The organism is Lactococcus petauri (assembly GCF_002154895.1).
In the GTDB taxonomy this organism is placed as follows: Bacteria; Bacillota; Bacilli; order Lactobacillales; family Streptococcaceae; genus Lactococcus; species Lactococcus petauri.
Map to the genome: position 1 here is coordinate 1 of NZ_MUIZ01000048.1, position 304 is coordinate 304.

1 protein-coding gene is annotated in these 304 nt (G+C 39.1%); it reads left to right on the forward strand.

Annotation, left to right across the window (positions count from 1 at the left end; all coding sequences use genetic code 11):
• Positions 1-304 (forward strand): MSCRAMM family adhesin SdrC (locus tag BZZ03_RS12095; protein ID WP_233129003.1); only part of this gene is annotated, 304 nt, incomplete at both ends.

Consider the following 304-nt stretch of genomic DNA (forward strand, 5'->3'; position numbering starts at 1 on the left):
AAGCTGAACTTGATGCACTGTCTGATGTGCTTGTAGATTCTGATTTTGAATCGGACATTGATGTTGATGCACTGTCCGATGTACTTGTAGAATCACTCATTGATTCTGACTTAGAATCTGAAGCTGAACTTGATGCACTGTCTGATGTACTTGTAGAATCACTCACTGATTCTGAATTAGAATCTGAAGCTGAGCTTGATGCACTGTCTGATGGACTTGTAGAATCACTCATTGATTCTGACTTAGAATCTGAAGCTGAACTTGATGCACTGTCTGATGTGCTCATTGATTCTGATTTTGAATC